Source organism: Paenibacillus sp. FSL H7-689 (assembly GCF_000517905.1).
GTDB lineage: Bacteria > Bacillota > Bacilli > Paenibacillales > Paenibacillaceae > Paenibacillus > Paenibacillus amylolyticus.
In genome coordinates this window covers 427,963-453,775 of sequence record NZ_ASPU01000013.1, presented here as the reverse complement: position 1 = coordinate 453,775, position 25,813 = coordinate 427,963, and the positions used below count along the sequence as shown (strand labels likewise).

Sequence of the window (25,813 nt, the reverse complement as noted above, 5' to 3'; positions counted from 1 at the left end):
TATATGAAACTGAGTGTACTCGAACATGGACATATCAATGAAGGACGAAGTGTACAGGATACGTTGCAGGAAACGGTGAAACTCGCACAACATGCGGATCAATGGGGGTACTCCCGGTTCTGGATGTCGGAGCATCACGGTAGTGGTGCGCTGTCATTCTCCAGTCCTGAAGTTATGATTGCACATGTGGCTGCACATACGGATCGAATTCGCGTAGGTTCCGGTGGCGTTATGTTACCTCATTATAGTGCTTATAAGGTTGCAGAGAATTTCCGACTGCTGGAAGCTTTGCATCCGGGGCGGATTGACCTGGGGATTGGCAGAGCACCAGGTGGCATGCCGATTGCCAGCAGAGCTCTGAATGAGGGGAAATCATCGAATGTACAATTCTTCCCGCAACAGATCGCGGATCTGGGCGGATACTTCCACGAGCAGTTGCCCGAGGATCATCGGTTTGCATCCCTGGTAGCCGGACCATCGGTTCCCACGGTACCAGAAGTGTGGTTGCTGGGTTCCAGCTCCGAAGGTGCAAGAATTGCTGCGGCACAAGGGACATCGTATGCGTTTGCCCAATTCTTCGGAACACCAGGCGGCGAAGAAGCGATGAAACATTACCGCAGACATTTCAAGCCGTCCATCCTGAATGACAAACCACATTCAATGATTGCTGTCTCGGCATTCTGCGCGGAGACAGAGGAAGAAGCTGCTGAACTTGCACGCAGCAATGAGCTTTTCTTCTTACGCCTTGGACGAGGTCTTGAACAAAGTTCATTCCCATCTCTGGAGACGGTGAACAACTATCCATACACAGCGATGGAGATGGAACAGATTCGTCAACGTCGTTCTTTTTCCATCGTGGGAACACCGGATCAGGTGAAAGATAAAATTACCGCAATGGCTGAACGCCATGAAGCAGATGAAGTCATTATTGCATCAGCGGTCCATTCGTTTGAAGCACGTCTGCGCTCATTCGGCTTGATTGCAGAAGCCTTTGGACTCAAGCAGGACTAATGGTAAGCAAGCGGGAATAACTACTCTGAACAGACTGGAATCTTGCTCATGCAAGGTTCCGGTTATACTCTTGCGTGATCAGGGAGAGGAGAGATTCACATGCGCAGATGTGTCATTAGTGATATTCATGGCTGTTACGATGAATTTAATGCACTGCTTAAGCTTGCAGATTATAATCCGCAGCAGGATGAATTGATTTTACTCGGTGATTATGTGGATCGCGGTCCAAGCAGCAAACAGGTCATCGAACAGATTATGCAACTTCAGCAACAGCACCATATTATGGTGATCAAAGGCAATCACGATGCCATGATGGTCAAGGCGTTAACCCAGGATGTTGAGCAATATGATCAACACTGGATCCGTAATGGTGGATTACAGACGATGGCAAGTTATCTGGATCTGGAGCTTACTTATGATGAGCAACAGATAGATTGGGAAGCTTATGCTGAAGCTAAAAAGTGGATACGTACACACTATGAACACCATCTTCGTTTTCTGGAACAGCTTCCGCTGGTGTACGAGATTCCGGGTTATATTTTTGTGCATGCCGGGATCAACCCGGATATCGAGGATTGGAGAAGCCAGTCCGAGCGGGACTTCATTTGGATTCGTGAATCATTCTATTCCAAACCAACGACGATTAGAGAGACGGTCGTATTTGGACACACCCCCGTGAAGCATTTGCATGATGAGACAGGCATTTGGTTTGACCCGAGCGGAGACAAAATTGGCATTGATGGTGGTTGTGCCTACGGAGCACAACTGAACCTGCTGGAGATTAGCGAGGACGGCAGTCTACAGACCTTTTTTGTACGGCAAGGGCAGAGCGCGGAAGAGCCTGAGATTTAATGTTTTCGTTGCGTATCAGAGTTTCGTATGCTAATTTATAAGGTTGTACGATGGAATAAATAGGATACATAGCATATCAGCTTGAGGGAATGAACCAAGTTTGGCTATTTTCCAAAATGACTTGCCTGAGAATGATTTGCAATTAATTCGCTGTAAAGGGATTGGAATTAAGCCTTATTAGCGCTATAATCAGTAGGGTATGATTGAAATATGACATATATTTTCTATATAAGTTCAACTAAACTTTTTACACGAGAACGGAGAGGACAGAAAAAAGCTGGAGAAGCGGAGCGTTCGCCTAAAAGCTTTCTGAAAGAAAGCTGCATCGGAAGCGTATGCTTATCACCGGATTTTCCCTTTAAAAGGGAATCAAAAAATCTGGGGATAACAGCGATCGGAAGGTTATTCTGTCATCGGAGTGGCAAGTGTAAACATTCTTTGGTTAAACTTATATAAATCAGAATTGACGGAGGGCTATGAATATGGAAAAAGCGTTAATCTTCGGTCACAAAAATCCCGATACGGATACGATCTGTTCGGCAATCGCCTATGCGGATCTCAAAACAAAATTGGGTCAGGACGTTGAAGCTGTTCGCCTCGGCGAAGTCAATGGTGAAACCCAGTTTGCACTGGATCAATTCAAAATTGCAGCACCACGTCTGATTAAAACCGCTGCAAATGAAGTAAACAAAGTTATTCTGGTTGACCACAACGAGCGTCAGCAAAGTGTAAGCGATATTGAAGAGGTGACTGTCGTTGAAGTTATCGACCATCACCGTATTGCTAACTTTGAGACAAGCGGACCTCTGTATTTCCGTGCAGAGCCTGTAGGTTGTACAGCAACCATTTTGAATAAAATGTACAAAGAAAATGGCATCGAAGTGAGTGCACAGATTGCTGGCCTGATGCTGTCTGCGATTATCTCCGATTCCCTGTTGTTCAAATCCCCGACTTGCACAGAGCAGGACGTAGCCGCTGCACGTGAACTGGCTGCCATTGCTGGTGTAGATGCAGACACTTATGGTCTGGACATGCTGAAAGCCGGCGCGGATCTGAGCAAAAAAACAATTGCTGAACTGATTTCCCTGGATGCCAAAGAATTCGTAATGGGTCAATCCAAAGTGGAAATTGCACAGGTTAATGCCGTTGACGTGAATGATGTTCTCGTGAAGCAACCTGAGCTTGAAGCAGCTATTGAAGCGATCATTTCGAGTAAAGGTCTCGACCTGTTTGTATTTGTCGTAACAGACATTCTGAACAACGATTCCGTAGCTTTGGCATATGGTACATCCACTAAAGCAGTGGAGAAAGCCTACAATGTGACGCTGTCTGATAGCAGAGCTATCTTGAAAGGCGTAGTATCACGCAAATCACAAATTGTACCGGTTCTGACTGAAGCATTCAACACGCTGTAAATCAAACCGATTGGCATATTCATACGCTGATAAGTATTACAATTAAGTAGCAACACCATCCTAGCCTGCTCTGATCCGTAAATGGTCAGGACAGGCTTTTGATGTAGAGGAGGAAGAATCATGATCAAAAATGAAAAGATCAAAGCAGCCGAAGTGCAGCTGACCGGCCTGAATGGTGAAGATCTGGGTGTGATGTCCACGCAGGAAGCACTTCTACTTGCGAAGCAGCATAAAGTGGATCTGGTGTGCTTGTCCTTGATGACAAGTCCACCGCCATGCAAGCTGATTGGAGCTGGAGCGGCCAAAGCAGAAGCGCAGCAGGCGAAGAAAAAAGCGAGTAAATCTCCCGATAAACGTAAAGTAAAGGAAATTCGCTTGAACCTTGCGATGGAGGATCATGACCGGGAGACGAAGCAGACTCAAGCGGAGCGCATTCTGAAGAAGGGTGATTCGGTAAAACTCGTCATCCAGGTGCATGGAGCCAAAGAAGGAGTTGCAGGCAAGGAGTGGGCTGAGCAACTGAGCAAATCGCTGGCTGAATTCGGTAGCAAAACGACAGGTGTTCAGGTAAGTGGTAAACAGGTTGTTGTGCAACTGGACCCGAATGCGTAAACTGCCAGAAGCGATCCTCGATGTAGTACAAAGGTAAAGCGAATGTCGATATAGTAATGATTTTTTGGATGTAAAAAAGCCCAATGAGGTGGCAGGTTAACTGCTACTGTATTGGGCTTGTTTGTCATCACTTGGATTGAGGTATTGTTCGCAATTTAATGCAAAATCCGTTTCCGTTTCAGTAGTTCAGCTGCGTAAATAACGGCTGCCACCAAGTCGTACATATAACTGTCCGGGTAATACGGGCGTAGAACCAGCGGCCATATTATTCTGGCTGTTTTTGGCGAATCGGGATAAATAAAAGAAGTCCGGATAGATCACCATATCCATTAAGTAGGCGGAGACTCGGCTACCTGGAACGCGGAACTGATTCAGGGTACGTATAATCTCTTCGCCACTTGCAATACCAATGCCATGACCATAATACAAGTTCTCGCGCAGCATGAACGTATTCTCTCCCTGCCACTCGGGGGTTTCCGGAGAAACATCCGGATTTTTGAAATACAGCACATCTCCTGGCAGGGCGGTTTCGCTACCGTTTTTTTCGGTTAATCGCAGGTCACTGTCATAATGCCAGTCAAAGAGTAACAGATTTCGAAACAGGGAATTAAATGCGTCTTCGCGAATGCTTCCCAGCACGCCACCATACAGCACAATAACGGTAGCTGTTGCACATTCAAAAGCATATAAGTGTCCATTCCTCCAGATATCCCGGATGCCGTCGGCTGGGGTCACGTTTGATCTTAGCTCAAACCCACCTTCCGCATTACGATTCCAGTAGGCAGGATTACATCTGGATTTTTCAAAGGATGCAAAACTCACACCGCTTCGATCCAATCCTTCCGCGGCTTCCACGAGAGAGCCCCTCAAGTCCCATTCAAATCGAAGATGATCCATGGATTGGTACACATACCTCGTTGGACGATTCTGGAGTTGCTGTAACCAATACCATTCAAAATCAGACCATTCCGAGCGGTTCAGCTGGACGGGTTGATTAGCAACAATGATCATGATCCATAACCTCCGTTCCTATTCGAATATTCAACATTGTATAATCGGGAGAGCACGGGTATTGTGTAGTATATGTCGATTCATGCAGGGATTTTGCCCGATCTCGTTTATCAATCATGGCATTTGGGGTAGTACTCTATAGATGAAGTTATGTTCAGGTCTATCTATTCATACGGAATACATTCAGATTCTCATAAAGGAGGACATGTAATGTCGAAATCCATTACAGAGAGCCGATCTCTGTTCGAACAATTGTATACGCACGCACCAATCGGCATTGCTGTCGCATCGCATGTAAATGGACGGTGGTTGCAGCTTAATCCTGCATTTTGCGAGATGCTTGCATACAGTGAAGATGAACTGATCGATACTTCGGTCATACATATGATCTACGAAGAAGATCTGCATATGGAGGAATTCCGCAGCAAGTTCTGGGAAATGACTCATGAAACAAGTCCGATGTACGAGACGGAGGTTCGTCTGAAACGAAAGGACGGTTCGTTATTGTGGGCAACCATTAGAGCTTGCATTGTTAGGGATGAAACGAATGGTGAGCCATTGTATCTGTTGGTACAGGCTGCTGACATTACGAAACAAAAAGATGCAGAGGAAATCCTCATTGTGCAACGTAAGCAATTGGAAGAGAGCAGTCGCATCTCTCGCCTGCTGGCGGAGTCTTCACTAGACCTGATTGCAATACATGATGCCGATTCAAGTCGTACATTTAAATATGTATCGAATGCATGTAAAAGCATGTTGGGCTATGAGTTGGAAGAAGTTATAGGTAAGCCGGGAACATTTGTTATCTATCCGGAGGATGTGCCTTTGGTTGAAGCGTACGTAGAAGAGCAGAGAAAGGGTCTGGCTCCCAAACGGCTCAATTATCGCCTGTTACATAAGGATGGATCTACGGTATGGGCAGATACGATTACGCACTATGTATATGACGATTCAGGTGAATTAATGGAGATGGTCGCCGTAACCCGAGATATCACAGCCAGCCAGCAACAACAGTTAAGCATGCAGGAGTACAGATCGTTATTTGACTGTAATCCCCTAGGTGTGGCTTCTCTTGATCTGGAAGGCAATCTGCTGAAAGCCAATATGGGTCAGGAACAGTTGACAGGACACACCAAAGAGGAACTGCTGAGTCGGCCTTTTGATCACCTCATTGATCCTGTGGATCTGGAGAAGACTCGATATCATTTTGAGGAAACGGTGAAGGGCAATGCACAGAGCTACGAGATAGGTTTAATTCACAAAAATGGGCAGCGGATTGAAACAAATGTGATTAATGTTCCTATTATACTGGAGAACAAAGTTGTTGGGGTCTACGGGATTACGAGTGACATTACAGAGTCCAAACGTTACGTCGAGGAAATCGAGAATCTTAGTTATGAACGGGCATTGATTTTGAATGGCATGTCTGAGGGTGTTATTGGACTGGACCTGGAAGGGAATCTGAACTTTGCCAATCCGGCCGCTGCGGAGATCATGAACTTCTGTCCAAGTGAATTGAATGGCAAACCATTAGAACAGATGATGATCCAAATGCAGAGCGAAGGCATCCCCTACCCATCCAAGGATACACCAATTCTACAGGCTGTTCGTGAGGGACGAGGTCTGCCACGTACCGAATCCGTATTCTGGAGACAGGATGGGTCCAGTTTCCTGGCAGAGTTCCAATTGAAGCCGATTATGGATCAGGGTAGAACGCGCGGAGCAGTGTTGGTTTTCCGTGATATGACATCTGTTAAGGACATCATACGTGCCAAGGAAGCAGCAGAGCATGCAGACCGGGCAAAGTCCGAGTTTCTCGCCATCATGAGTCATGAGCTTCGTACGCCATTAAACGGCATCATGGGCATGGCCCATCTGTTAATGGAAACCGAGCTGGATGATGAACAGAAAGGTTTTGCGGAAATCATGATTGATAGCGGCGAATCCCTTTTGTACATTCTGAACGAAATTTTGGATTTCAGCAAAATCGAAGCAGGCAAAATGGATCTTGAGCGCGCACCTGTAGATATTAAGGCGATGCTGGGTGGGGTGATCGAGCTGTTTGCACTGAAGGCATCAGAGAAAAATATTGAACTCTATTGTGAAGTGTCGGACCATATTCCTGAACGCATTCGAGGGGATGAGACACGAATCCGGCAGATTTTGATTAATCTGGTGGGTAATGCCGTTAAATTCACAGAGCAGGGCCGTATTATGGTGAGCGTAGGTGCTGATTTCTCAGATGAGCATGGTCAGGATAACCTGATGTTGACCTTTAAGGTGAGAGATACGGGGATTGGCATTCCAATAGAAAAGCAGCATCAGTTGTTCCAATCCTTCTCACAGCTTGATCCGGCCATCAATCGTAAGTTTGGCGGGACAGGTCTGGGCCTTGCGATCAGCAAAAAACTGGTGGAGTTAATGGGCGGAGCGATTGGTGTACAGAGTGAGATCGGTGAGGGGGCAGAATTCCAGTTCACCCTCGTAGTGGAGCGGTGGTTAGAGGAAAGTAATGACCCGATTGAAATCACCACGAATGATGAACTGCAATTGGATCGAGCAAGTCTTGCCCATGACATTAAAATTTTGATTGCTGAGGATCAAGCGGTCAACAGTCATCTGTTGGAGGAGATGCTGCGCAAGTTTGGCGGAGTCTGTGATATCGTTGAGAATGGTGCACAGGCCGTCGACATATTGAACAAGGTTCAATATGACCTGGTGTTTATGGATATTCAAATGCCAGTTATGGATGGGATTGAAGCGACCTGCCACATCAGACAGAGCCACCCAGAAATACCGGTTATTGCAGCGATTACAGCTTTTGCAGGCGCCGGTGACCGTGAGGAGTGTCTGAAATGCGGGATGCAGGACTTTATCAGCAAACCGTTTCATTCCACGGAGATTAGCCGCGTATTGAATACATGGGTTCCATATATTCGCTCTCAAAGGGTAACGTAACAGAAAAATAACCTGCACCTTGAAATTCAAGGTACAGGTTATTCTGTCATTTACGACCAGCCTCCGATTAAACCGGAGAGAGTCACGCATTCGTCATCTTCCAAATCTGCAATCAGAGTGAGTTCTTCGTTGTCTTGTGGATCAACGGAGAATAATTCACGGCGTCCGTCCTCATGCACAATAATGACTAACTGATGGCCGCCCTTTGTATCAAACTGGTACTTAACTCCGATACCAGGTAGTGGGCATTCGCGGATATTCATGAAACCTGTCACCTCTTTAGCTTTGCTTAATAAAAAATTAACCGTTCACACAGTACGGATGTATTCTACTATCCATAACACCGTTTGGCAAGTCACAAATAAAATTGGTGTGAAGAATTAATTTTTTCCGCGATGTGATCTTGCACTGTGGCGCTGTCTGGCCCGCCTGCGACGAACAAAAAACCAAATGAGCAGAGCAGCAATTAATAATAGACCAATGACTGCAATTATGATGATATTCCGGATATTAGGAACCTGTACAGTCAGATCCAGTTTATTCATCTGGAGGGGTGAAACGTGCCAAATGAGCGTTTTTCCGCCATCCTCCACTTGATCCGCATTTGAATCGGCTGCTTTGATGGGCAAAGACAACTTAAAGTCAAAGTTAACATCTTTTAACAAGAGGTTTTTAAGAAAGCTAGGCACCTTGTTAATTTGATTTTTGATCTCACCATCGGGCATGGACTCCATGAGATCGGCTTCTGCTGTAATGTGCATCTTGGAAGTGAAGAAGCCGGGGGAAGTTGTTTGTTCAACCTTGATTCCTTGTGGTAACTTGGACGTATCAAAGCTGGTTTTATTGCTTCTTTCATAATGGGTGGTCGCTGTGAGCTGCTTCTGATCTCCCTGTTCCGAAACCTCTGCCTGGAAGTTATTTCGATTCAATGCATCTGCGATCAGAGGCATGAGATTGTCTTGTCCAATTTTTCCAAGAGCGGAGTTCTTTACGTTGAGATTGAGATCCAGATCCGTTGATCCATCCATATTCACCGTTAGATGGGCCTCTCCATCAGCACAGGCGGATAAAACAGATAACATAAGGGCTAATAAAACAGTAAGAAATAGCTGACGTAAGGGAATGCGAGTTGACATGTCTTTCAACCTTTCTGCGTAAAAATCCAAATTCCATTTCATAGAAGTATAGTATACACCGTAAGCATGGCGGATGAAACTTTGCACCGTGCAGCGAGGTACGTATGATTTAGTGTGATCGGGGAAATAATCCATTTATTAAAATTAAAGATTTCGTATTTTTGTCAATGTTCGGTCAATTCAAACGGCGATTCACCGTGTACACTAGTAGTAGTGTGATGAATATACGGAAGCAGGGAGGTTACATTCATGACATATATCATTATTATGGCCGTTATTATGGTCGTGGGCATGGTCGGAATGGGCTGGTTCTATCAGATTATGGATAAAGACCAAAGCTAGTATTGTTTAAATGTGAAAAGAAGAGAGACAACCTATAAGCTGGCTTCGCTAACGCGAGGCGGGCTTATTTGTGTGGGGAAAAATTTTGAGGCACTGACCTTACATTAGCGCGTAATATATGTAACCATTCATGTTGCACAATTTGACCGATGGACAAATATTTTTCGTAATTATGGGATTTTTTAGCTGCTCTTTTGTATAATAGGGGGTAGTTTAACTCGGGATACTCCCGAAATTCTGCCAAACAGGAAAGGGTGTACATAAATGAAATTTAGTGAGTATACGTATACACGTCCGAATCTGGAACACATCAAGACATCTTTCCGTGAGCTGTTGAGCGGTTTTGAAGCTGCGGCAACGGTTGAAGAACAGAGTGGGTTCATGGATCAGATTAACGCGCTGCGCAGTGATTTTGAGACACAAGCCCAATTGGTCTACATCCGTCATTCCATTGATACCAATGATGAGTTTTACAAGGCGGAGAACGAATTTCTGGATGAGAATGCACCAATTGTACAGGAATACATTACGGATTTTTACCGTGCATTGGTTAACTCCAAATTCCGCAACGAGTTGGAACAAAAATGGGGTTCACAGCTGTTCCAACTGGCGGATCTTTCACTGAAAACATTCAGCCCGGAAATTATTGAAGAGCTCCAGAAGGAGAACAAACTTTCCACAGAATACAATCAGTTGATCGCATCGGCCAAAATTCCGTTCCAAGGTGAAGAGCGTACGTTGCCACAGCTTCATCCATTTGAACTGTCCACGGATCGCTCCATGCGGGAGCGTGCTTCGGAAGCCAGATACACGTTCATGGCTGAACATGAAGCTGAATTCGATCGCATTTACGACGAACTGGTTAAAGTACGTACACAGATCGCGAAGAAACTGGGATATCCAAGCTATGTGGAACTCGGCTATGATCGTATGAACCGTACGGATTACAACGCCGAGATGGTTGCGAACTTCCGTGCACAAGTTCGTGATTACATTGTACCTGTAGCGACCAAGCTCAGAGAGCGCCAGCGTAATCGGATTGATGTGGATACGCTTTATTATTACGATCAGGGCTTCAGCTTCAAGACGGGTAACCCGACACCTAAAGGTGACGCGGACTGGATTATCGATAATGGTAAAAAAATGTACGCTGAATTATCACCAGAGACGGATGCATTTTTCCAGATGATGACCGAAAACGAGCTTATGGATCTGGTAAGCAAAAAAGGTAAACAGGGCGGCGGATATTGTACGTTCCTGAACGATTACAAAGTGCCGTTTATCTTCTCCAACTTCAACGGTACCTCCGGTGATATTGATGTATTGACACATGAAGCAGGTCATGCTTTCCAGGTGTATGAGAGCCGTGATTTTGCAGTGCCTGAATACAACTGGCCGACATATGAATCGGCTGAGATTCATTCCATGAGTATGGAGTTCTTCACATGGCCGTGGATGCAGTTGTTCTTCAAGGAAGATACGGACAAGTACAAGTTTGATCACCTGTCTTCCGGTCTGTTGTTCATTCCGTATGGTGTAGCTGTGGATGAATTCCAGCATTTTGTGTATGCGAACCCGGATGCAACTCCAACGGAGCGCAAGCAGGCTTGGCGCAACATTGAGAAGACCTATCTGCCACACATCAATTACAAAGATAATGCGTATTTGGAGCAAGGTGGTTTCTGGCATAAACAGGGTCACATTTTCTCATCGCCATTCTATTACATTGACTATACGTTAGCACAAATCTGTGCATTCCAGTTCTGGAAACGCAGCAATGAGGACATGAAGTCCGCATGGGCCGACTATCTGACATTGTGCAAAGCGGGAGGAAGCCTGTCCTTCACTGGATTGGTTGAACTGGCTGGATTGAACTCTCCATTCGAGGATGGCTGTGTATCCTCCGTAATTGGTGAGATTGAGGCATGGCTTGACGGCGTGAACGATAAGGCGCTGTAAGCCTTCGTAAGGATGCTTTTAGTGTAAGTACCTTCGGTAAGGTATAAGTAGTGGATAAAGCTTTAAGATAGATAAGTAAGACGACTTGGAGACCTTCGGGTGTCTGGGTCGTCTTTTTCATTACGGGGAAAAATCAACCTCAAGTGTAACATTTATCGGATTCATTGTGATTTATTTCACTATATCTGAAAACGGATTCAGTTACAATGAAGATAGTAAATCAGGGGTTACAGGAGGCTGGTTCAAATGGCAACACATGCATATTATGTTCCGCCCGTGAACTTGATGGGTAGAGGCTGTTTACAGGAAGCAGGTCAGATGATTGAACAGATGGGTATCCGCAAGGCGCTGGTTGTAAGTGATCGCCAATTGATAACTTCAGGCGTTGCTGAACAGGTACTGTCTATACTAAGAAAATCAGGGTTAGACTATGTAGTATATGATGAGGTTCAGCCTAATCCAACATGTCAGAATGTACATGATGGACTACAAGTATTCCAGGATCATGGCTGTGACGCCATTATATCGATAGGCGGAGGTTCACCGCAGGATGCTGCCAAAGGCATTGGTATTGTAGCTACGAACGGTGGGCATATCCGCGAATATGAAGGATTTCATCAATCAAAACATAAGTCCGTGCCACTTGTGGCGGTTAACACAACGGCTGGCACATCGAGTGAGGTGACAATTAACTACGTGATTACAGATGAGGAACGTAAAGTGAAGATGGTGATGGTGGACCGCAACAGTCTGGTCTCCCTGTCGGTTAATGATCCGGAGCTGATGCTCAGCAAACCTGCAAGTCTCACAGCGGCCACAGGAATGGATGCGTTGACACATGCCGTAGAAGCCATGGTTACACCGGGTGGATTTACAGTGACAAGTGCGACAGCTGCTGCAGCTGTTGAACTGATCTTTGAATATTTGCCAAGAGCGGTGAGAGACGGCAGTGATCTGGAAGCGCGGGAACATATGACGTATGCGTGTTTCCTTGGCGGGATTGCTTTTAATAATGCGGGGCTGGGTTATGTCCATGCGATGGCGCATCAACTGGGTGGCGTATATGATCTGCCGCATGGTGTGTGCAACGCAATGTTACTCCCCTATGTAGAGGAGCTGAATGCCAAGCATGTACCGGGCAAATTTCGTCATATTGCCAAGGCGATTGGTATGGATGTGAAGGGCAGAAGTGATGAGGAATGTTCCGATTACGTCATTGAGGCCATACGTCAGCTATCGAAGGAAGTCGGCATTCCTGAGAAACTGTCTGAACTGGGTGTAAAAGATCCCGATGTGGAACTGCTTGCCGATAACGCGATGAAAGATGCCTGTGCACCAGGCAATCCCTATCAACCGTCCAAGGATGAAGTGATGGAGCTGTTCCGCAAAATTATATAAGTGAGAACGTATCGAGTCGGAGGGGATCCGGCTCTTTTTTGTTTTTCAAATCTCGGATATTGTATCTATGCCTTTGGGCATCTTCACAAATGGAGTTCAATGCGTAATAATGTAGGTCGGGCCATTGGCAACATATGACATCGACATCAGGAGGCATCATGAGACTTAGTACAAGTAACCTAAACACCTATATTAAGCAATATGAGACTTATTTAAGCGTGGAGCGTAATCTATCCCTTAAATCCATTAAAGCCTATCTGTCTGATCTCAACAGACTTGTAGAATGGCTTGATACTAAACATATTCATGATGTAACCAGAGAAAATTTACGAATGTATCTGGAACAATTAAACAGTGAACACACACTTAAAGACTCGACCATTAAAAGAAAGTACATATGCTTCAAAGCATTTTTTAATTATTTGGTTCAAAGCGGAGATATAATCGAGTCCCCAATTATTGGTTTCGGAAAAAAATTCAAAACGGCAAGACGTATTCCAAAGACACTTTCTGTCAATGAGGTTGAAAAGTTACTAAATGCACCACAAGAGCACATGAAACAATTACACACGAGTTTTAGAAGAAGAATCAACCTTCGTAACGATGCTATCATTGAACTGCTCTATGTTATTGGAATTCGTATTGGAGAATTAGTGAATATTGATATGGAGCACATCGATCTCGAAGAGAAAACCGTGTTGATTTTTGGAAAAGGTCGTAAGGAGCGATTGCTCTACATTTCAAGCAGCGAAGTCATCCATAAAATTAAAACATGGTTGCATGCCCGCGAACATTTCGACCCCCAATCTGATGCTCTGTTCCTTAACAAATATGGTGATCGACTCTCCATTTACTCCATTGAGGATATTTACTCTAAATACAGGGACTTATCTAAAGTTAGCAAAAAATCAACACCTCATTACCTCAGACATAGCTTTGCTACACATCTGCTGAATAATGGTGCAGATTTACGATCAGTTCAGGAAATTCTCGGACATACCAATGTAAGCACCACGCAAATATACACAGAAGTGTCTGTTGAACGGAAGAAGGATGTGCTTTCACGGTTTAATCCGAGGAATAATCTAAAAGTGTAGAGAAAAACCTCCAAATAATTTATAGTTATTAGTATGTAACTCCTTGATAGACTGCATGCTTAAAGAAAATTCAAACACTACTTTCATACTACATCTCTATATTCGACACATTTCTATATAATCCTCTAAAAATTTACAAATAGCTTGCCATTTTCTGATTCGTAAGACCTGCATTTTTGATTTTATAGGTTTATGGGTCTAGTAGTGTCACACTTTTACCATGAATTTTCCAAAAGGAGTTTACTTCTCTTATATCGAATACAATATGAATAACAGCGGCACGAGAAAGGGTAATCTTACCCGCAACTTGATGTCGATGTTTTCCAGTAAGATTCCCCAGTCCGTTTCGTGTTTAATGTTAAATAGGAGTAGACTATTTCATTGTTCACGAGCTACACCTTAAGTTCTGCATCTAACATTCACCTCTGTAAGACAGTCAAGCAATTCTACACCAGCATCATCTCTATTTCAGGCTTTACAATCCAAGAAGTTAAACTGCAACAAAGATTCACCGGTTACACATCTGTACAGCAAGCTCCTAATCAAGACAACAGTGTCCACACAACAGAATATCGATTATGGGCTCTGAAATGAATCAGAACGAATGCACGTGGAGGAGGCTGTAATGATGGCGAAAAAAGAAGTTGTAGCGATGCTACTTGCCGGAGGACAAGGTAAGAGGTTAAAAGGATTGACCAAATCACTGGCTAAGCCAGCTGTATATTTTGGGGGCACGTACCGAATCATTGATTTCCCGCTGAGTAACTGCTCTAATTCTGGTATTGATACAGTGGGTGTATTGACCCAATATGAACCACTTGTCTTACATTCCTATATTGGCATTGGCAGTGACTGGGATCTGGATCGGAAAAACGGCGGGGTATATGTACTTCCTCCACATGAACGTGAAGACGGTAGCAACTGGTACCGGGGTACAGCGGATGCGATCTTCCGGAACCTGAACTTTATTGAACAATTCGATCCTGAGCATGTGCTCATTCTGTCAGGGGATCATATCTATAAGATGGACTACGAAAAAATGCTCCAGTATCACAAAGAAAAAGATGCGGATTGCACCATATCGGTCATTGATGTCTCATTGGAAGAAGCCAGCCGGTTCGGAGTGCTGAACACCAACGATGACTATAGCATCTATGAATTTGAAGAAAAACCTCCTGAGCCCAAGAGCACACTGGCTTCCATGGGTATCTATCTCTTCAAGTGGGATGTACTGAAACGTTTCCTGATCCAGGATGAACAACAGGCATCCACCTCCTATGATTTTGGTAAAGATATTATTCCTTTATTGCTTGAAAATGAAAAATCCTTATATGCGTATCCATTTGAAGGTTATTGGAAAGACGTTGGTACCATTCGCAGTCTGTGGGAATCCAATATGGATCTTTTGGACGAAGACACACCGTTTAATCTGAATGATCCGGACTGGCGTATTTTCACACGTAATCCAAACCAACCTGCACAATACATCTCACCTTCGGGCAAGGTGCGGAATTGTATTATTAGTGAAGGTACTGTAGTGCATGGTGAGGTCAATCATTCTGTTCTGTTCTATGGAATTGAAGTTGGTGAGAACAGTGCGGTCATTGATTCGGTGATCATGCCAAGAGTGAAAATCGGGCAAAATGTGCGCATTTACCGAGCTATTATCGCAGAAGGATTGGTTATTCCGGATGGAACACAGATTTCGCCTGCACCGGAAGATGAGAGTGATATATTGCTCGTGGATCAGGAAGAACTAGAACGTCAGCTTCGCCAGGGAATAACTAGCAAGGCCTAATTGAAGTCAAAAGGACGGTGCATGCGATGAAACAATTGATCGGAGTTATTAACCTTGACCATGAACTTGAAGAATTGAAGGAATTGACGTATTTTCGCTGCGGAGCCGCGGTGCCTTATGCCGGGCGTTACCGTCTGATCGATTTTGTTCTATCCAATATGATGAATGCAGGCATTGAGAGTATTGGTGTATTTGTACGGCGAAAATATCGCTCGTTGATGGACCATCTTGGTGACGGTAAACCTTGGGATTTGGATCGCAAGCATGGGGGTATGTTTATTTTGCCACCAGACTGGAATGATCCAACAGATACATCACAGGGGGACTTGCAGCATTTCCACAACAATCTGGACTTTTTCCACAGAGGAGCAGGACAATATGTTGTGCATGCGGGCAGTCGCCATGTGACCAAAGCAGACCTCCAGGATGTCTACAGGTATCACATCAGTAAAGGAGCGGACGTTACACTGGTTTGCAAAAAAGTAGATCAGCTACTACCTGAGCATGACGCCTGTGTCAAAGTTGAACATGACGGGGACGGTAACGTGGTGGACATTCACCAAAGCGCTAATCACCCGAATATATATACAGAAATTTTCATCATGGAAAAAGAATTGTTCCTGCGCCAGGTGCAACGCTGCATTGATCATGGCGAGAGCCATTTCTTCCGGGATGTGATTCAAAAAAATCCGGATGGATTGAATATCGCTGCGTATGCATATGATGGCTATCACGCAGTCATCAATTCCATTGACAGTTATTATCGCAACAGTATGGATCTGCTGAACACAGGGCAATATGAACAACTGTTCAAGGAAGATCCGATCCAGACGAAAATTAAATACGAAGCGCCTGCCAAATACCTGGATACCGCCGATGTTAAACATTCACTTCTCGCGAATGGCTGCATCGTAGGTGGAGAGGTGGAGGACAGCATTCTGTTCCGTGGTGTACAGGTGGCCAAGGGTGCCAAAATAAAAGGTTCCATCATCATGCAGAAATGTTACATTGGTGAGGGGACGGTACTTGAGAATGTCATTCTCGATAAAGACGTCAAGCTGACCGGAGGACAGACGCTGATCGGTGACCCGTCAAATCCATACATCTTAGCGAAAAGTACTATTATCTAATGCCCCCACGTAACCGATATCTTCTATAAATATATATAAAATAAAAATCCTGTAGGATGGATTTTAGGTTCATACACTTACTAAGCATCGGGTGCCACTGTTAGAGCTCCTTCATACGTGCAAACGTAGTGGAGGGGACGAAATCGATTCTGAAGAAGCGTAGCGGTCGCCTAAAAGCTTTCTGCAAGAAAGCTACTTCGAAAGCATATGCTGTCTTCAAATTTTATCCTTGATTATATAAATTCAACTTAAACATTTACACAAAACGGAGAGGACAGAAATGACCTGAAGAAGCGTAGCGCTCGCCTTTATCCCCGGATTTTCCCATTTTAAAAAGGAGTCAAAAAAATCTGGGGATAACAGCGATCGGAAGGTTATTCTGTCATCGAAGTGTCCAGTGTAAATATTCTCTAGTTCAATTTATATGAACCGCCACCATCCTGCAGGATTTCCCCGGGAGGAACCTACTTTTGTTTGACAACAAGGAAACGTTCAAGAGTATATTTACACGGAATCTGGTCAGCAAATTGGGCAAACCGATTGAAGAAGCAACACAGGAAGACGTGTACCATGTACTGGGAAGCATGATTCGTGAATATGCAGGCCAGGATTGGGCAGCGTCGAATCAGGGGTTCAAGCAGCGCCAGGATAAACAGGTCTATTACTTCTCGCTGGAATTCCTGATTGGACGTCTGCTCGGCAACAATCTGTTGAATGTGAATGAATTGGAATTGGTGCGTGACAGTTTAGCTGAGCTGGGCTTCTCCTTGGAGGAGATAGAAGAACAGGAGGCGGATGCAGGACTCGGTAACGGAGGTCTGGGACGACTCGCTGCTTGTTTCCTGGATTCACTCGCATCACTACGATATGCAGGACATGGTTGCGGGATTCGATATAAATACGGGTTGTTTGAGCAAAAAATCATCAATGGTAATCAGGTAGAGCTACCCGACAATTGGCTGGATAAGGGCAATGAATGGGAAGTACGCCGTCCAGACAAAAAGGTGGAAGTACAGTTCTGGGGCCGAGTAGAAGCTCATGAGCAGGATGGAGAATATCAGTTTGTTACAAAAGATGCCGAATCGGTTGTCGCCATTCCCTATGACGTGCCTGTCATCGGTTATGGTCAAACCCATGTGAATACATTGCGTCTATGGAGTGCCGAGCCAAAGCGCGAGACTTCACTCGACACCCCTTCGAACTACTACGGTTATCTGGATTATAGCCGATCGGTTGAATCAATCTCGGAATTCCTGTATCCCGATGATTCCCAGTACGAAGGAAAGCTGCTGCGATTGAAGCAGCAATACTTCATGTGCTCAGCAGGTGTACAGAGCGCCTTGCGTACGTTCAACAAGCTGGAGTTACCGTATGATCGTTTGCCTGATAAAGTGGCCTTCCACATTAATGACACGCATCCAACCTTGGTTATTCCAGAACTGATGCGCATCCTGATTGATGTGAAGGGTTACGGCTGGGATGAAGCATGGGATATCACAACCCGTACTGTATCGTATACCAATCATACAACGCTTAGTGAGGCGCTTGAGAAATGGCCTGTATCCATGATCAGCAGACTGCTGCCACGAATCTACATGATCATTGAAGAGATCAACAAACGTTTCTGTGGCATGCTGCTGGACCGGTATCCGGGAGATCAGGATCGCATAGGGCATCTGGCGATTGTTGCAAACGATCAGGTACGGATGGCGCATTTGGCGATTGTAGGCAGTCATAGCGTGAATGGTGTTGCTGCTTTGCATACCGAGATTTTGAAAGAGCGCGAGATGGCTCCGTTCTATGAACTGTATCCAGAGCGTTTCAATAACAAAACGAATGGTATCACCCATCGCCGCTGGTTGATGCATGCCAATCCGAAACTGTCGGATCTCATCACGGATACAATCGGTAACGAATGGATAACAGAGCCGGGCAAGCTGGACCAGTTGGCTGGTTTTGCGGATAATACATCATTCCAGGAGCAGTTCCGTTCAATTAAGCGGGATAACAAAGAGCGGCTTGCTGCGTATATTCTGGATCATACCGGGACAGCAGTGAATCCGGATTCCATCTTTGATGTACAGGTGAAGAGACTACACGGGTACAAACGTCAACTGTTGAACATTCTGCATGTTATGCATCTGTATAACCGGCTTAAGAATGATGCTTCGTTTGATATGGTACCACGTACGTTCATCTTTGGTGCCAAGGCAGCGCCGAGTTATTATTTCGCCAAGAAAATTATCAAGCTGATCAACAACGTGGCTGACACGGTGAATCGGGATGCGGCCGTGAATGACCGCTTGAAGGTATTTTTCCTCGAAAATTATTCCGTCTCTCTTGCAGAGAAGATCATTCCCGCTGCGGATGTTAGTGAACAGATCTCAACCGCAGGTAAGGAAGCTTCCGGTACGGGCAACATGAAATTTATGATGAACGGTGCTTTAACGATTGGCACGATGGATGGAGCCAACGTGGAGATGGCGGAGCAGGTTGGGGAAGAAAATATGTTCATTTATGGTCTGCGTGCAGACGAAGTACTTGAGTATTATCGTTCCGGCAGCTACCGTCCGAATGAGATTGTGCAGCACGATGAACGCATTCGCGAGGTCGTGGAGCAACTGGTGCATCCAGGTGCATTCTGTTATCGTGACGGGGAGTTCTGGGATATTTATGACTCCTTGCTGGCCCATGGTGACGAATACTTTGTATTGCGTGATTTTGCTGCTTATGCCGACGCGCATGCTGCGATTGACCAGGCGTATCGGGATATTCCGGGCTGGACTCGGAAAGCGATATTAAACACGGCACATTCCGGCATATTCTCCAGTGATCGTACCATTAGTGAGTATGCGACAGATATCTGGGGTATTCATCCCGTGTCCGGGAACTGGAAAGGTTAAGCATAGATTGTTAAACAAACAAGTCCCCTTGTTCACAAGAGCTATCTCTGCTGGTAAATCAACCAGCGTAGAGAGCATCTCCTTGAAGAACAAGGGGATTTTGGCATACAGTGTATCATAGTGTCATTCAACTTGAAGATAAGCGAAACTTGCGTATCTTTCGTCATACAAGTTCGCACACAAAATCAAAAAAAAGATCTGGATCTCAGTCATACTACATAAGAAATCGTTTGATATTTTGAATTAGATAGGGGAGCCGTCACTATGGATCATTACACACGAATTCAGCTTGCTATTGAGTATTTGGAACAGCATTTGCAAGATGATTTTAATATCAGAGAGACGTCCGCTGCTGCGAGCTTTTCGGCGTTTCATTTTCAGCGTTTATTTCAGGCGATCACGGGATTCACGGTACTGGAGTACGTGCGCAGACGCAGATTAACGGAAGCTGTAGGGATGCTGCGAGGCACATCGGAAGGCATACTGGACATTGCGATGAGCTTTGGCTATCAATCTCAAGAGGCATTTACCCGTGCATTTTCAGCCTACTTTGGAATGACACCGGCGAAGCTACGTAAGCTGGAAGTGGATCAGTTGCCTCTTCTGAAGATGCAACAGAGCATTGATTTTAACGATTATCGAACTTCGCTTGGTGGAACTTTTCACATGAACACACCCCGTCTGGTCACACGGGAACCGAACTGGATTGTCGGCTATGAATATAAGACCAACCTGAATGACAATCAGCATTATGCTGAAATACCCGGATTTTATCACGATTTTGGCATGGAACAGAAATTCATGGCGATCCAGGAGAGGACACGCCCTGATATGGCTTATGGTGTGGCCTGTCATTTTGAAGAGGATGGAGCATTTTCTTTTATTGTGGGTGAAGAAAGCAGTGGAGCATCGCAGGTACTTGAACCCGGTTTTACTTCGATTGAAATTCCGGGCGGCTTGTATGCAGAGTTCACCGTGGAAGGCTCCGGGCAGGATATTCGGAAAATGATCTATGGCAGCTGGTTGCCGCAGTCGAACTATGAACGGAGGGAAGGACCAGACTTTGAAGTGACGGATGTCTGGAAATCGACCCCTGAACAACTGGACATGAAGATATATATCCCGTTAAAATAGACCTTACCGCTTCGCGGAATTCAAGGTCGGAGGACAGATGAATGAGCGAAAAGTCGTGGCTCCACTCCAAGTGGATGCTGACCATTGTTGCTTGCATGGCAGCGCTCTACATACTGATTATGGGCATTTTACTGTTTGTCAGTGGTCGAACACCAGGCATGTATTATCAATATAATCTCGTACCCTTCGAGACGATTCGTCCACTTCTTATGGAGAGGGAGAGGTACAATACAGATACCTGGGTGAAAAACCTGTTTGGCAATATCGTATTGTTCATTCCGCTGGGTATCTGGATTCCATGGTTGTTTCGGAGGAGTCGTACGTTCCTGACCTTTACATCTACAGTTGTTTTGCTTCTGCTGGGTGTTGAGGTCACACAATTGATTACACGTGTAGGTTCGTTTGATGTGGATGACATTATTCTGAACACGATCGGTGCCTGGATAGGTTACGCCGGATTTAAGTTAGTCTTATATTCACAAAAAAGGACTCGGAATTGAACCGCAGATCGCGGTCCATGACCGGGTCTTTTTGCATAAGATACCTTTCAAATGTTTACAGGGGAATCATTTCGGATAAAACATATTAACGGCTTAATACAGTGAGCAGAGATTATATATAAATTTAACTAAACATTTACACGAAACGGAGAGGACAGAAATAACCTGAAGAAGCGAAAGCGTTCGCCTTTATCACCGGATTTTCCCCTTATAAGGGGAATTCATAAAATCTGGGGATAACAGCGATCGGAAGGTTGTTCTGTCATCGGAGTGTCCAGTGTAAATATTTTTTAGTTCAATTTATATAGTGAACAATGATGAGAGCGAGGTGGGCGATATCGTTTGGTGGAAAGAGAGTGTGGTATACCAGATTTACCCGAGCAGCTTTAAAGATTCGGACGGGGATGGATATGGCGACTTGCAGGGGATCTATGAGAAGCTCGATTATTTGGAGAATTTGGGCGTAGATGTGATCTGGCTCTGTCCCATTTACGATTCACCAGGACATGATAACGGATATGATATCCGGGATTACTACGGCATTTTACGCAAGTATGGCACGATGGAGGATTTTGATCGATTATTGGCAGAGGCACACAAACGTGGTCTCAAGATCATGATGGACCTGGTGCTGAATCATACGTCAGATGAACATGCGTGGTTTGCCGAATCACGTTCATCAAAGATGAATCCAAAGCGGGATTATTATATTTGGCGTTCAGGCAAAAATGGTCAGGTGCCGAATAATTGGGAGTCCTATTTTGGGGGTTCAGTGTGGAAGCATGATCCTGAGACAAATGAATATTATCTGCATCTATATTCCGAACAGCAACCGGATCTCAACTGGAACAATGCACAGATGGCAGAAGAGATGTATGAGATGGTGCATTGGTGGCTGGAAAAAGGGGTCGACGGATTCCGTTTCGATGCAGTAGCGCATATCGCCAAGGCAGAGGGGCTGCCAAGTGCCCACAACCCGCATAATCTGCCGGTGGTTCCAGCGTATCAGCTCTTTTCCAACCTGGAACAGGTACACTCCATCCTGAAGAAACTGAATAACATGATCCTGAAACCCTACGGACCCATGACAGTTGGCGAGACTTCAGGACTTGGACCTGAGCAGGCCTTGGCTTATGTGGGGACGGATCGTGATGAGCTTAATATGGTATTCCAGTTTGAGCATATGTTTATCGATGCTAAATCCTCCGGAATCGGTAAATGGAACTATAAGGAATGGAAATTGACCGATCTCAAAGAAATCATGAGCCGATGGCAAACGGTTTTACATGGTAGAGGCTGGAACGCCAATTATATGGGGAACCATGATCAGCCACGTCCGGTTTCCCGTTTTGGTGATGATGGTAAATATCGGGTGCGTTCTGCTCAGATGCTGGCGACATGGATGCTTACACTCGAAGGGACCCCCTACATCTATCAAGGAGAAGAGATCGGCATGACCAATGTCGCTTTCCCGAATATCGAACAATACCGGGACATCGAGACCAAAAATTATTTCAATCATTATATTGGTCAAGGTAAATCAAAGCATGAAGTCATGCAGGCGATCTGGCTGAAGAGTCGCGATAATGCCCGCACGCCTATGCAATGGGATGAGACGGAACACGCAGGTTTTACCCAGGGTCAGCCGTGGATTCAGGTGAATGATAATTATCCTGAGATTAATGTGGCTGATGCCGAAAGTGATCCGCAATCCATTTTGCATTATTACCGTAAGTTAATTGCGCTTCGCAAACAACATAAAGTGCTTATCTATGGCGCGTATGAATTGCTGTTGCCGGATGATCCGGATATCTATACCTATACCCGAACGCTGGATGATGAGCAGATGCTGGTCATTCTGAATTTCCGTGGGCATGAACCTGAGATGCACTGGCCGGAAGGTTGGACTTCCGAGCATGCCAAGCTGATCATCAGCAATGTGAGCAGACGTTATTCTACCGATGAAGGTGCGATTCAGCTTCAGCCGTATGAAGCAAGAGTGTATCGTAAGCAGCGGTGACACGGAGGCTAGCGTGATTTTGCGTTGGTGAAGAGGTATGATTTATAATAAATAGTGGTTTTCAAAATAATCAAAACATATGTCGGGAGGAATCCAAATTGTTGAATATTACGTTCCACGGTCACTCCAGTGTACAGCTGAGCACAGAAGAAAAGTCTCTGATCATTGATCCCTTCCTGCGTGGCAACGATCTTGCCGTCACGAAGCCTGAAGATATTAAGACAGATGTTGTGTTGCTGACACATGCACATATGGATCACATCCTCGATGCTGAACCTATTGCCAAAGCAAATAACGCCAAAGTTGTGGCTATTGTGGAATTGGCTACATATATGTCTTGGAAGGGTCTGGATACACTCGGCATGAACATGGGCGGAACGGTAGATCTTGATTTTGCTCAAGCTAAAATGATTCAGGCGTTCCACACTTCCGGGATTGTGCTCGAAGAAGAACAACGGATCATGTATGCAGGTTTGCCTGCTGGATATATCATTAATATTGGTGGTAAAACAATTTTGCATGCCGGAGACACAAGTCTCTTCGGGGATATGAAAATGATCGGTGATCGTCATGATATTGATGTAGCCTTCTTGCCGATTGGTGGACATTTCACCATGGGACCTGAGGATGCGCTGCAAGCGGCCGAATGGTTTAATGCCAAACTGACGATTCCGGTTCATTATGATACATTCCCGGTGATTCGTCAGGATGCGGAACACTTCGTGCAACAACTGGCTGCAAAAGGGTTGGAAGGACGTGTGCTGGCCCCCGGAGAATCTATTACCCTGTGATGCACATTTAACCCCTGTTCAATAATAAATGGATTTATGGATAAAGACGAATATCACGTCAAGATAACTGACGCGATATTCGTCTTTTTTCGGTTCCAGGTTCAATTTTCACCGATAGAGTTGGTACAAATGACAAAAACATTGAAATTCCATTGTTGAACTCCCTTTTAGAATGATATAAAAAGTTACACGGAAACCAAACGGAAATCCGAATTGACCGCAAACAGGGGGAGCGTTCATGTCATTTATGAAATCATTATTTTTTCAAATTATTGTAGCGGTAATCATCGGGATTGGCGTAGGCATCCTGTGGCCGGATCTGGGTAGCCTGCTGCAACCGCTCGGAACAGGTTTCATCAAATTGATCAAGATGATCATCGCACCACTGATTTTCATGGTGATTGTGACAGGTATTGCCAAGATCGGTGATCTGAAGTCGGTAGGTCGCATCGGACTGAAAGCCACCGTGTGGTTCGAGATTGCAACTACAGTGGCACTGGTACTTGGATTGGGAACAGCCAATCTGCTTCGCCCCGGTGCCGGAATGAACGTGGACCCTTCAACCATAGACGCAAGCGGCATTGAAGCAAAAACCAATGGTTCCGAGTTACCGCATACGGTAGACTTTATCATGAATATTATTCCGACAAGTGTTGTAGATGCCTTTGCACAAAATGCACTTCTGCAAGTACTGCTCGTGGCCTGCCTGTTCGGGGTTGCCCTGGCAGCAACAGAGAGTAAGGCAAAAGAGAATGTACTGACGCTGATTGAGAACTTGCTCGGCATTGTGTTCCGTATCATCGGTTATATCATGAAACTCGCGCCAATTGGTGCATTTGGAGCCATGGCTTACACGGTAGGTGCCTATGGGGCATCCACATTGTCGTCCTTTGGTCTGCTGATTCTGGCCTGTTACGGCGCAGCACTGCTGTTTCTGGTCATGCTGGCATTGGCTGCCTGGTGGATTACCGGGCTGAATTTCCTGCAATTTGTGAAATATACCCGTTCTGAAGTGATGCTGGCGATTGGAACCGGGTCATCAGAAGTGGTGATGCCACGCATGATGGACAAACTAACCAAGGCGGGTTGTGATCGTGCGGTTGTGGGTCTTGTGGTGCCGACGGGGTATTCGTTTAATCTGGATGGTGCTTCAATCTATTTATCGTTGGCAACGGTTTTTGTTGCTCAAGCCGTAGGGATTGAACTGACATTGATGCAGCAAATTACGATTTTGCTGGTGTTGATGTTAAGTTCCAAAGGCATGGCAGGAGTACCTGGCTCCGCATTCTTGGCCCTGTCCGCAACAGCAGTGGCTGTTAATGCTTTTCCGGTAGCAGCGGTTGCTCTGCTGCTTGGTGCAGATCGATTCATGGATACGATGCGTGTATTCACCAACCTGATGGGCAACTGTGTCGCAGCATTTGTGGTGGCAAAATGGGAAGGTCTGCTGGATCAAAAGCGAATGCGTGCCGTACTCTCTGGTGAGATCAGTGCCGCTGAACTGGAAAGGGAAGAGCAAGCTGCACTATCTCTATTGAAGTTGAATATGCAGGAAAAACAAGGGAAAGCCGTAGTTTCACCGGAGATGTCGTAAGAAGCGTTTTTGAAAATTTCAACCAAGTTCAACCAAATTAAACCGTCTGTTGCCCACTCCAATCGTGGGAAGAACAGACGGTTTCTTGTTGTCCCAATACAGATATCATTGGGTTCACGAACGCAGGTTCCAAAATAAATGTTACAGAGGAA

The 25,813-nt window shown here is 45.2% G+C and carries 19 protein-coding genes; 16 read left to right on the top strand and 3 right to left on the bottom strand.

The annotated features are described in order from the left end of the window. The first annotated feature begins 3 nt into the window (after window positions 1-3). From C170_RS09465 to infC, 4 genes are all read left to right on the top strand, one after another. Window positions 4-1,011, top strand: a complete 1,008-nt coding sequence (locus C170_RS09465; RefSeq protein WP_036608785.1) for an LLM class flavin-dependent oxidoreductase — start codon at window positions 4-6, stop codon at window positions 1,009-1,011. Window positions 1,012-1,110: 99 nt separating this feature from the next. Next, complete coding sequence (locus tag C170_RS09460) at window positions 1,111-1,863, top strand: metallophosphoesterase family protein (RefSeq protein ID WP_036608783.1); 753 nt, start codon at window positions 1,111-1,113, stop codon at window positions 1,861-1,863. Between the two features lie 482 nt (window positions 1,864-2,345). Then, window positions 2,346-3,278, top strand: a complete 933-nt coding sequence (locus C170_RS09455) for a manganese-dependent inorganic pyrophosphatase (RefSeq protein WP_036608781.1) — start codon at window positions 2,346-2,348, stop codon at window positions 3,276-3,278. A gap of 120 nt (window positions 3,279-3,398) precedes the next feature. After that, window positions 3,399-3,890, top strand: a complete 492-nt coding sequence (infC, locus tag C170_RS09450) for a translation initiation factor IF-3 (RefSeq protein ID WP_036608779.1) — start codon at window positions 3,399-3,401, stop codon at window positions 3,888-3,890. A gap of 186 nt (window positions 3,891-4,076) precedes the next feature. Here infC and C170_RS09445 read toward each other — a convergent pair whose 3' ends face one another. Then, complete coding sequence (locus tag C170_RS09445; RefSeq protein ID WP_081745900.1) at window positions 4,077-4,901, bottom strand: protein-glutamine gamma-glutamyltransferase; 825 nt, start codon at window positions 4,899-4,901, stop codon at window positions 4,077-4,079. Between the two features lie 210 nt (window positions 4,902-5,111). Between C170_RS09445 and C170_RS09440 the strand changes: the two genes are divergently transcribed. Next, on the top strand, window positions 5,112-7,859 hold the full coding sequence (locus C170_RS09440) for a PAS domain-containing hybrid sensor histidine kinase/response regulator (protein WP_036608777.1): 2,748 nt from the start codon (window positions 5,112-5,114) through the stop codon (window positions 7,857-7,859). Between the two features lie 50 nt (window positions 7,860-7,909). On the opposite strand, the gene C170_RS09435 is transcribed toward C170_RS09440, so the two are convergent. Then, entirely contained in the window at window positions 7,910-8,122 is a 213-nt protein-coding gene (locus C170_RS09435; protein WP_017688899.1) for a hypothetical protein, read from the bottom strand. Window positions 8,123-8,239: 117 nt separating this feature from the next. Further along, on the bottom strand, window positions 8,240-8,995 hold the full coding sequence (locus C170_RS09430; protein WP_162158963.1) for a DUF3153 domain-containing protein: 756 nt from the start codon (window positions 8,993-8,995) through the stop codon (window positions 8,240-8,242). 606 nt (window positions 8,996-9,601) lie between these two features. On the opposite strand from C170_RS09430, the gene C170_RS09425 reads away from it, so the two are divergent. The 11 genes from C170_RS09425 (at window position 9,602) to dctA (ending at window position 25,661) form a co-directional block, all read left to right on the top strand. Further along, complete coding sequence (locus C170_RS09425) at window positions 9,602-11,296, top strand: M3 family oligoendopeptidase (RefSeq protein ID WP_036608773.1); 1,695 nt, start codon at window positions 9,602-9,604, stop codon at window positions 11,294-11,296. A gap of 246 nt (window positions 11,297-11,542) precedes the next feature. Then, the gene (locus C170_RS09420) at window positions 11,543-12,694 is read left to right on the top strand and encodes an iron-containing alcohol dehydrogenase (protein WP_036608771.1); all 1,152 of its coding nucleotides are present in this window, start codon (window positions 11,543-11,545) and stop codon (window positions 12,692-12,694) included. A 158-nt stretch (window positions 12,695-12,852) separates the two neighbouring features. After that, complete coding sequence (locus tag C170_RS09415; RefSeq protein WP_101313923.1) at window positions 12,853-13,791, top strand: tyrosine-type recombinase/integrase; 939 nt, start codon at window positions 12,853-12,855, stop codon at window positions 13,789-13,791. A 628-nt stretch (window positions 13,792-14,419) separates the two neighbouring features. Beyond that, complete coding sequence (locus tag C170_RS09410; protein ID WP_036608767.1) at window positions 14,420-15,589, top strand: glucose-1-phosphate adenylyltransferase; 1,170 nt, start codon at window positions 14,420-14,422, stop codon at window positions 15,587-15,589. Between the two features lie 26 nt (window positions 15,590-15,615). Beyond that, on the top strand, window positions 15,616-16,719 hold the full coding sequence (glgD, locus tag C170_RS09405; protein ID WP_036608765.1) for a glucose-1-phosphate adenylyltransferase subunit GlgD: 1,104 nt from the start codon (window positions 15,616-15,618) through the stop codon (window positions 16,717-16,719). Window positions 16,720-17,189: 470 nt separating this feature from the next. After that, window positions 17,190-19,622, top strand: coding sequence for a glycogen/starch/alpha-glucan phosphorylase (locus C170_RS09400; protein ID WP_036608763.1), 2,433 nt, complete (start codon window positions 17,190-17,192; stop codon window positions 19,620-19,622). A 264-nt stretch (window positions 19,623-19,886) separates the two neighbouring features. Beyond that, window positions 19,887-20,756 (top strand): effector binding domain-containing protein, encoded by an 870-nt coding sequence (locus C170_RS09395; protein WP_036608761.1) that lies wholly within the window; start codon window positions 19,887-19,889, stop codon window positions 20,754-20,756. A gap of 41 nt (window positions 20,757-20,797) precedes the next feature. Then, a complete protein-coding gene (locus C170_RS09390; RefSeq protein WP_051447095.1) occupies window positions 20,798-21,256 on the top strand; it encodes a VanZ family protein in 459 nt (152 codons plus the stop codon). Between the two features lie 328 nt (window positions 21,257-21,584). Continuing rightward, window positions 21,585-23,276, top strand: a complete 1,692-nt coding sequence (locus C170_RS09385) for a glycoside hydrolase family 13 protein (protein ID WP_155985045.1) — start codon at window positions 21,585-21,587, stop codon at window positions 23,274-23,276. A 98-nt stretch (window positions 23,277-23,374) separates the two neighbouring features. After that, complete coding sequence (locus tag C170_RS09380) at window positions 23,375-24,067, top strand: metal-dependent hydrolase (protein WP_036608759.1); 693 nt, start codon at window positions 23,375-23,377, stop codon at window positions 24,065-24,067. 238 nt (window positions 24,068-24,305) lie between these two features. Beyond that, window positions 24,306-25,661, top strand: coding sequence for a C4-dicarboxylate transporter DctA (gene dctA, locus C170_RS09375; RefSeq protein ID WP_036608757.1), 1,356 nt, complete (start codon window positions 24,306-24,308; stop codon window positions 25,659-25,661). The last annotated feature ends 152 nt before the right edge of the window (window positions 25,662-25,813 follow it).